The organism is Candidatus Thiosymbion oneisti, assembly GCF_900092655.1.
Taxonomy (GTDB): domain Bacteria; phylum Pseudomonadota; class Gammaproteobacteria; order Chromatiales; family Chromatiaceae; genus Thiosymbion; species Thiosymbion oneisti.
The window spans coordinates 1-8,300 of the sequence record NZ_FLUY01000810.1 but is presented as its reverse complement, the minus strand read 5'-3'; the positions used below and the strand labels follow the sequence as shown (position 1 = coordinate 8,300).

Below are 8,300 nucleotides of genomic sequence, written 5' to 3'. Positions count from 1 at the left end.
GCCGGGAGAGGGGTTGGGGAGAGGGGATCAAAAAGATGAATCGCTCTACTTTTTCACTTATAAGTTTACCACTACCCGATAATATTTAGCTGCCGGCGACCCGATGCCGTGGTCCGGCTCCACGGTAACTTTCAAGCACAGTGCCACGCGGCATCGGGCGCCTGGGCCAAGCCATTGGCCAGAAGCTGAGGAACGTAACGCCAGGAAAATAGTTTGCCTTATGAAGGAATACAAGTTCACTGACTATTTTGAGAACGAGGTCCTGCGCAAACGGCCTTATATCAAAAAGGTGTGGTGTATCCGAGTCGTTGAGAATCCAATGAAATCCGAGCCGCAAGAACACAATCGATACCGATTCTGGGCGGCAATCGAAGAACTGAAAGGACGTATACTTCGCGTGGTGACCCTTGAGGATAAAACTACGATTCATAACGCCTTCCCCGACAGAGGTTTTAAGCTATGAAACTCAACTATTATCCGGATACGGACTCCCTGTACATCGACTTGTCAGGCCACACGAGCGTGGAAAGCCGTGAGATCTCAGAGGGGATTGTTCTGGATTACGACGAATTGGAATATGTGGTAGGCATAGATATAGATAATGCGAGTTCGAAGGTGGAGCTTCATGAACTCATGGTGAGCAAGATGCCGCTCGCAAAACAAACCATCACGAGCTGACAAATTAGCGAGAAATGGGCGAATATTCGCGTGTTTTTCCTGCCGGAACGAGAAGAGGAGAGACGTATGGAACCGGTGAATATCGGTTTGTTGGGAATGGGTACCGTCGGCGGCGGCACGGTGAGCGTGCTCGCAGGCAACGCGCGGGAGATCGCCCGCCGGGCCGGACGGGAGATCCGCATCGCCCATGCCGCGGCGCGTCACTATGATCCCCGGCGCATCAGCGGCCTGGACCGGATCGGACGCATTTCGGAAGACGCCTTTGCCGTGGTGGAAGATCCCGCCATCGAGATCGTCATCGAACTCATCGGGGGCTACTCGCCGGCCAAGGAGTTGGTGCTTGGGGCCATCGAGAAGGGCAAGCATGTGGTCACCGCCAACAAGGCCCTGATCGCCCTGCACGGTAACGAGATCTTCGCCGCTGCGCGCGAGCGGGGCGTGATGGTGGCCTTCGAGGCCGCCGTGGCCGGCGGTATTCCCATCATCAAGGCCCTGCGCGAAGGATTAGCGGCCAATCATATCGAATGGATCGCCGGTATCATCAACGGCACCGGCAACTACATTCTTACCGAGATGCGGGACCGGCGTCGGGATTTTGGCGAGGTGCTCGCTGAGGCCCAAGCCCTGGGGTATGCGGAGGCGGATCCGACGTTCGACGTGGAAGGCATCGATGCCGCCCACAAGCTCACCATCCTGGGGTCGCTGGCTTTTGGTATCCCGTTGCAGTTCGACCGGACCTATACCGAGGGCATCTCCGAGATCGAGACCCAGGACGTCGGCCACGCGGCGGGCCTGGGCTACGCCATCAAGCACTTGGGTATCGCGCGCAAGACCGACCAAGGCATCGAGATGCGGGTCCACCCCACGCTCATCCCCCATCGGCGCTTGATCGCCAATGTGAATGGGGTCATGAACGCCGTTCTCGTCAAGGGCGATGCAGTGGGACCCACCCTCTACTACGGGGCGGGTGCCGGTGCCATGCCCACGGCCTCCGCGGTGGTGGCGGATGTGGTCGATGTGACCCGTGCGCTCACCACCGATCGCGACAACCGGGTCCCACATCTCGCGTTCCAGCCCCACCAGCTCTCAGACATGCCCGTGTTGTCCATGGAACAGGTCGAGACCGCCTACTATCTGCGCATCATCGCCCTGGATCAACCGGGCGTCATGGCCCGCATCGCCGGCATCTTAGGGGAGGAGGGCATCAGCATCGAGGCCATCCAGCAGAAGGAACCGCAGGAGGGCGATACCCATGTGCCCCTGATTATGCTCAGTCATCGGGTCTGTGAAGGCCGCATGAACCGGGCCCTCGCCCGCATCGAGGCCCTGGAGTCCGTGACGGGCAAGGTAGTGCGGATCCGGATGGAGCAGTTGGCGGGGTGAAAGGAAGTATTAAACGAAATCGTGCACGGCCAGCGTGGTATTACCGCCGATACGGCGCTACGGTTAGGGCGTTATTTCGGCATATCGGCGCAGTTTTGGATGAACCTGCAAACCGGCTACGATCTGAGCTTGGCCCGGTAACGGACCGGTGAGGATATTCAAGCCCGGATCGAGCCCCTGAATAGGACGGCGTAAGGCATCCAGCCCGGCTTCCCCAAGCAATGCCGATTGCCCGAGGAGCAGCTACGTGACCACCGATTTCCAACCCCAAAACGACCTGGAACGCCAGCTGATGGCCGCCCAGGAGAATCGAATTCCGCCGGAGTCCTTTCTCCGGACCCTACTCGGCTCCGAGGTCTTCATGCCCGTTTACGAGCGACATCAAATCGGCGGCTTTGCAACCGATACCAAGGCCCGGCCGCTCAAGGTCCGGACCGAGGACGGCGAAGAGGTGCTGGTATTGTTCACGAATCCCGAGCGCGCCAAGGCCTTCGTGAAGGACTACCCCGGCTATGGCGGCGGCTTGGTCGTCGAGTTCCCCTGGATTCTGGAGAAGCTGGGCGTCGGTTACGGCATCACGCTCAACCCCGGCCTGGCGTTCGGTATCGATTTCGAGGCCCAGGACCTGGCCCGGATCGCGGCCATGGGCAGCAACTGATTGAGAACAGGTAAGGCTCTACTGTCAGCGGTTTTGCTCGGTATCCCGCTCGCCGGCTGCGATGACCGCATACCGGCCCGCATACCGGACGGAACCCTACGCATGGGGCTCGCCACCGCGCCGCGCAACCTGGACCCCAGGTTCGCGACGGACGCCGCCTCCGAGCGCATCAATCGCCTGCTCTACCGGCGACTCGTGGCGTTCGACGCGGCGAGCCGGCCGATACCCGCGCTGGCCACCTGGGAGCAACCCGCGCCGACCCGTTATCTGTTCACCCTGGGGCAAGACGGGCGGGTCTTCAGCGACGGCAGCCGGCTCGATGCCGAAGACGTCAAGGCGACCTATGCCTCCATCCTGGACCCCGCCGGTGCCTCTCCGCACCGTGCCTTGCTGAGCATCATCCGGGACATCAGGACCCACGGACCGGACCGGATCGAATTCAGGCTCGCCGAACCCGATCCCCTGTTCCCCGCTTATCTCGGCATCGGCATCCTGCCAGCGGCTTCGATCCGGCGTAACCACGGATTTCAACGCGCCCCCGTGGGCAGCGGACCCTTTCGGTTCCTCGACTGGCCCGAGACCGGCCGGCTGCGCCTCGAACGCCGGCGCGACCGTCGGCGGTTGGAGCTGCTGGTCGTCAAGGACCCCAATGTGCGGGTCATGAAGCTGCTGCGGGGCGAGATCCATCTGTTGCAGAACGACTTGGCCCCAGAGCTCCTGGACTATCTGCGGGGGCGTCCCGAAGTGCGGGTGCGGGAGCTCGACGGGGCCAACTTCTCCTATCTCGGCTTTAACCTCCAGGACCCGATCACCGGTCTGTTGCCGGTGCGTCAGGCCATCGCCCACGCCATCGACCGGCGGGCAATCCTGCGCTTTCTGTTCCGGGACGGGGGCCGACTCGCAGAGGCCATGTTCCCCCCGGAACACTGGGCCGGCGCCCCGGGGCTCGCCGGTCATGCCCATGATCCGGCCCGTGCCGAGGCACTGCTGGCCGCCGCCGGGTTCGGTCCCGAGCGGCCTTTGCGGCTGGTCTACAAGACCTCCAGTGATCCCTTCCGGGTGCGCCTGGCCACCGTCATCCAGGCCCAATTGGCGCAGGTAGGCATCCGGGTCGAGGTCCGCAGCTATGATTGGGGCACCTTCTACGGCGACATCAAAGCGGGCCGCTTCCAGCTCTACAGCCTGTCCTGGGTGGGCATCCGCACCCCGGACATCTTCCGCTACGTCTTTCACAGCGCATCCGTTCCCCCGCAGGGGGCCAACCGGGGCCGCTATCGCAGCCCGCGCGCCGACCGCATCATCGAAACGGCGCGGGCGGAGCAGGACCCGGAGCACCAGGCCGAACACTACCGAGAGCTGCAGGCGCTGTTGTTGGAGGAGCTGCCCTACATCCCCCTGTGGTACGAGCATCAGGTCTACGCCTACCGCAGCGAGGTCCAGGGCTATCGGTTAGCCCCCGACGGCAACTATGACGGGCTGGCGGAGGTGGAGCTTGGATCCGGTGCTACGGAACGGCGGAAGGTTCATCGCTAGGCTCAAAGCGGGGTCCGTGCGGACAAGCAGCACGGCGGGCAACCCATGGGGTCGAACCCAATGGCAATGCCGGTTATTGGCGCGGTCCTGAATGATTTGTCGCGAAACCTTAATAGACAGGATTACTCAGGATTTACAGGATGCCTGCACGTTAAATAAAAATATCGGTAGTGGTGAATCGTTAATGGTAGAGGGTAGGTTGGGTTGCTGCGCGGCTGGGCGGACTCAATTCTTTTGGGACTATCAACTATGCTATCAGTTAGAAATTTACCACTACAAACTTGTCCCGACGCAGGACGGATCTTTTCCCCCAAACAACGCCAAATATTCAGGATTGCACTGTGGGAGGGCCAAAGCGGATGACCTTCTTGAGGGGCGACAGGTTGATCTCGTCCACCACGGTCCCGGGGGGGGCGTCGAGCATGGCGATGATCGCATCGGCAACGGCATCCGGCGCGATGGCGTTTTCGGGGGTCGCGCCGGGGCGGAAGGCGAGCCCGTCGAAGAAGCTGGTCCTCACCAACCCTGGGTTGACGATACCGACCCGCACGCCAGCAGCAGCGCATTCCTGGCGCAGGGAGTGCGCGAACCCACGCAGCGCGGATTTGCAGGCGCTGTAAACGGCGCCTTTGATGCCGCCCGACAAGGCGGTCTCCGAACCCATGAAGATCAGGTCGCCCCGCCCCCGCCGCTTGAGCAGAGGTAGAAAGGACCGCGCAACCAGAATATGTTGGGTCAGATTGAGATCTACGGATGCGCGGATCTGGTGCGGCGAGGACTGTTCCAGGTGACCGAAACGGCCGGCACCGGCATTGGATATGACCGCGTCCAACTCATTGTCAACCCAGGGGCGGTGATCCCCGGCAACCTGGGAGAGCCGCTGCGGCAGCATATCGAGATCCGCCAGATCAATCGTAACCGCCTCGAAGCCGGCCCGGGGGAGGGACCAGTGCGAGAAATCCCGCCCGATACCGATAACCCGGTCCCCCGCGTCCAACAGCTTGAGACTCAACGCCCGTCCGATGCCGCGGCTGGCGCCGGTGATCAGGACTAGGCGCCGTTCCGGATTGTTATCCACCTTGGACACGAGAAGGCCCTATGTGATGGTTCGTTGCGAGCAATTTCCATTGGCTCATAATGTTCATTGAGCAACTCATTGCGAGCCATGAATTTACTCAAATAGGTCGATGCTGGGAAAAGAACAATCAAAACGAAATTGATATCGTGGCTGTCAACGAGTCTGATAAAACCATCCTCGTCGCCGAAGTTAAACGACAGGTTTCAAAGATTAATCTCAACCTGCTGGATAAAAAAGCCCAAAAAATCCGACAACAGTACCCCGATTATGAGATTAAATTACAGGGATTTTCTTTGTTGGATTTGGACACTTGACAGCTTGTAGTAGCGAACAAATTGTCTGATGCGTCTTTGCTTTCAATTGTATAGAATTCTCAGCCGGATAGCTGGGAGGGGAGTTCTCTCCGGCCCCCACCACGCAGTGCATACCCCGCAGCCATAAGTGAGATCGAGTTGAAGCTCCAGGACCCCAAGCTGCTGGTCCAGCCGGCGCCCCTGCTCAAGCAGCCCTTGACCACTGCCAAGGCCATGGGGGATGTGGCCTTCGCCCTGGCACCGGCGACCCTGGCCGGGGTCTGGTTCTTCGGCCTCGGTGCCCTACTGATTGTGAGCGCCGGCATCGCCGGGGCCGTGCTGACCGAGTGGGTCTTCTCCCCGTCCGGGCAGCGCCGGGCCAAGCTGCTCGATGGCAGCGGTCTGATCACCGGACTCCTGCTCGGCCTCAGCCTGCCCCCGGGGTTGCCCTTGTGGATGGCCTTCCTCGGCGGGGTGGTGAGCATCGGTCTGGGCAAGCTGATCTGGGGCGGCTTGGGCTACAACCTGTTCAATCCGGCACTGGTGGGACGGGCCTTTCTGCTCGCTACCTTCCCCGTGGCCATGACCACCTGGAACGCCCACACCGGGGATTTCTTCGCTGTCCAGGCCTCCATTCTCGCCACCCCTTTCCTGCAGGCGACCTATGACGGCATGAGCGCGGCGACGCCCCTGGGGACCATGAAGTTCGAGGGCCAGTCTACACCCCTGTGGGACCTGGTGATCGGCAAGACCAGCGGCTGCATCGGCGAGACCAGTGGTCTGTTGCTGGTCCTCGGCGGCATCTACCTGGTACTGCGTCGGGACCTGGATTGGCGGATCCCGGCCAGCATCCTGCTCTCGGTAGCCGCCTTCTCGCTGGTCCTCTTCCTGATCGATCCGGCCGGCTACCCCGATCCGCTGTTCTCCCTGTTCTCCGGCGGCCTGCTGCTCGGGGCCATCTATATGGCCACGGATCCGGTCACTTCCCCCATCACCCCTAAGGGCGCCTGGATATTCGGGGTAGGTGTGGGGCTACTAGTGGTCCTGATCCGGGTCTTCGGCGGCTTCCCCGAGGGGGTCATGTACGCCATCCTGCTGATGAATGCCGCCACCCCCCTCATCGACCGTTACACCCAGCCCCGGGTCTTCGGCAAAGGGATCAAGACCCCGTGAGCAGCAACCAGGACCGATCGCTCCGGGAGCCCGGCTCTACCCGGCTGGTTGCGACCTTAGGGCTAGCGGGCCTGCTCTCGGGACTCATCATCGTCTCCGTATTCGAGGCCACTCGGCCCACCATCGTTGCCTACCAGGCCAAGGTCCTGCGCCAGGCGGTGTTCAAGGTGCTGCCCGGCACCACTCACATGCAGCGCCTGGTCTATCGGGAGGGACGGCTGTTGGTCAAGGAAGCGGAGGATCAGGACGAAGAGGCCCTGTTCGGCGGCTACGACGCCCAGGGCCGACTCCTGGGCTATGCCATCCCCAACGCGGGTCCCGGCTTTCAGGACACCATCCGCCTCATTTACGGCTATCTGCCCGCCGCCCGCCGAGTGGTCGGCATGGAGATCCTGGAGAGTCGCGAGACCCCCGGGCTGGGGGACAAGATCTACAAGGACGCCGATTTCGTCGCCGGTTTCCGGGACCTAGCCATCGACCCCCGGATCCTAGCCGTCAAGCAGGGCACCAAAGCGGCGGCCAACCAGATCAACGCCATCACGGGCGCCACCATCTCTTCCAAGGCAGTGGTCAGGATCATCAACCAGGGCAACGCGCGCTGGCTCGAACGCCTGCCGGCGCCCGAGGCCGCGCCGCCGTTGGAGTAGCAATCCTGAATGATTCGGCGCGGTTTGGGGGAAAAGATCTCTCCTGCGTCGGGACAGGGTTTGACGTGTTGCGTTGCGACGCCCAAAAGCTCGTTGATCGACGGCCAGGCCCGTACCGGCGTCTTAACACAACCTACACCCAGATTACCCCCGCGCTGCCGGCCCGCGCGGCCTTGCGTTAAGTGTAGGTTGGGTTAGGCGCGCTGTTCGATCCTGATGCACAGTGACAAGGCTGAACGCGCCGTAACCCAACACGTCCGGTCTCCCAAACAGCGCCAAATAACCCAGGACCGCGCCCGGACCGGCACGGCATCGAACGCGGTGTAACGCAACCCGACGCTCGGATCCATTTTCGGTTTGTGCCGCTCTGGTTTTCGGCTGGCTCCCCACGCTGGAGCGTGGGGAGCCAGCCGAAAATCAATGCCAATAGAAAATCAATAGGTTAGTTTTTAGACAGCCTCTGAGCTGGGTCTGATCATTGCCGGCGTTAGTGACCTGGTAATGCATGATGAGCTGGTGTTTGTCGTCAACGCAACCTTGCACCTTGTAGCCCGTCACAGGCTGGTTGCTTGTTCAAGGCCCGCGCATCAGGGTCGGTACGCGAGCGCTGGGTCTCACCACGCTCCTCAAGCTGCTTGCGTTGCGCCTGCTGGCGGGCCTGGTGCGCCTTGAGTTCATCCAGCTTGCTCGCCAGCGTGGGGTCTTCACCCAACCGGTCGCCGGCGTGGTTTTCCTGCGCGTCGTTGGCATCCAGGCACTGGGGGTCGGCGTCCAGATCACGCTCGATCTGCTTCAGTTCAGCTTCTAAGCCCTTCTTCGTCGTGATGCTGGCGTCACTGGCGCTGGCGTGAAAAAAC

Annotated in this window: 9 protein-coding genes and 1 pseudogene; 8 read left to right on the top strand and 2 right to left on the bottom strand. The window is 61.5% G+C overall.

The window, feature by feature from the left end:
- Window positions 1-459: 459 nt before the first annotated feature.
- The 5 genes and pseudogenes from BQ17_RS08730 to BQ17_RS08710 all read left to right on the top strand — a co-directional run bounded on the left by BQ17_RS08730 (window position 460) and on the right by BQ17_RS08710 (window position 4,252).
- Window positions 460-678, top strand: coding sequence for a DUF2283 domain-containing protein (locus tag BQ17_RS08730; protein ID WP_089726205.1), 219 nt, complete (start codon window positions 460-462; stop codon window positions 676-678).
- Window positions 679-744: 66 nt separating this feature from the next.
- Entirely contained in the window at window positions 745-2,061 is a 1,317-nt protein-coding gene (locus BQ17_RS08725) for a homoserine dehydrogenase (RefSeq protein ID WP_089726202.1), read from the top strand.
- A 9-nt stretch (window positions 2,062-2,070) separates the two neighbouring features.
- Window positions 2,071-2,202, top strand: a pseudogene (locus BQ17_RS08720) (HigA family addiction module antitoxin); the annotation flags it as partial.
- Window positions 2,203-2,308: 106 nt separating this feature from the next.
- A complete protein-coding gene (locus BQ17_RS08715) occupies window positions 2,309-2,719 on the top strand; it encodes an SseB family protein (protein ID WP_256091528.1) in 411 nt (136 codons plus the stop codon).
- Window positions 2,720-4,252, top strand: a complete 1,533-nt coding sequence (locus BQ17_RS08710) for an ABC transporter substrate-binding protein (protein ID WP_256091527.1) — start codon at window positions 2,720-2,722, stop codon at window positions 4,250-4,252.
- A 328-nt stretch (window positions 4,253-4,580) separates the two neighbouring features.
- On the opposite strand, the gene BQ17_RS08705 is transcribed toward BQ17_RS08710, so the two are convergent.
- Complete coding sequence (locus BQ17_RS08705; RefSeq protein ID WP_218068183.1) at window positions 4,581-5,339, bottom strand: SDR family oxidoreductase; 759 nt, start codon at window positions 5,337-5,339, stop codon at window positions 4,581-4,583.
- Window positions 5,340-5,389: 50 nt separating this feature from the next.
- On the opposite strand from BQ17_RS08705, the gene BQ17_RS08700 reads away from it, so the two are divergent.
- From BQ17_RS08700 to BQ17_RS08690, 3 genes are all read left to right on the top strand, one after another.
- Window positions 5,390-5,644 (top strand): DUF234 domain-containing protein, encoded by a 255-nt coding sequence (locus BQ17_RS08700; RefSeq protein WP_089726198.1) that lies wholly within the window; start codon window positions 5,390-5,392, stop codon window positions 5,642-5,644.
- A 138-nt stretch (window positions 5,645-5,782) separates the two neighbouring features.
- Window positions 5,783-6,796, top strand: coding sequence for an RnfABCDGE type electron transport complex subunit D (locus BQ17_RS08695; RefSeq protein WP_089726195.1), 1,014 nt, complete (start codon window positions 5,783-5,785; stop codon window positions 6,794-6,796).
- On the top strand, window positions 6,793-7,443 hold the full coding sequence (locus BQ17_RS08690; RefSeq protein ID WP_089726194.1) for an RnfABCDGE type electron transport complex subunit G: 651 nt from the start codon (window positions 6,793-6,795) through the stop codon (window positions 7,441-7,443). Before BQ17_RS08695 ends, BQ17_RS08690 begins: the two co-directional genes overlap by 4 nt.
- 526 nt (window positions 7,444-7,969) lie before the next feature.
- Here BQ17_RS08690 and BQ17_RS21685 read toward each other — a convergent pair.
- The coding region (locus tag BQ17_RS21685) for a hypothetical protein (protein WP_218068182.1) at window positions 7,970-8,300 on the bottom strand (331 nt) is incomplete at its 5' end.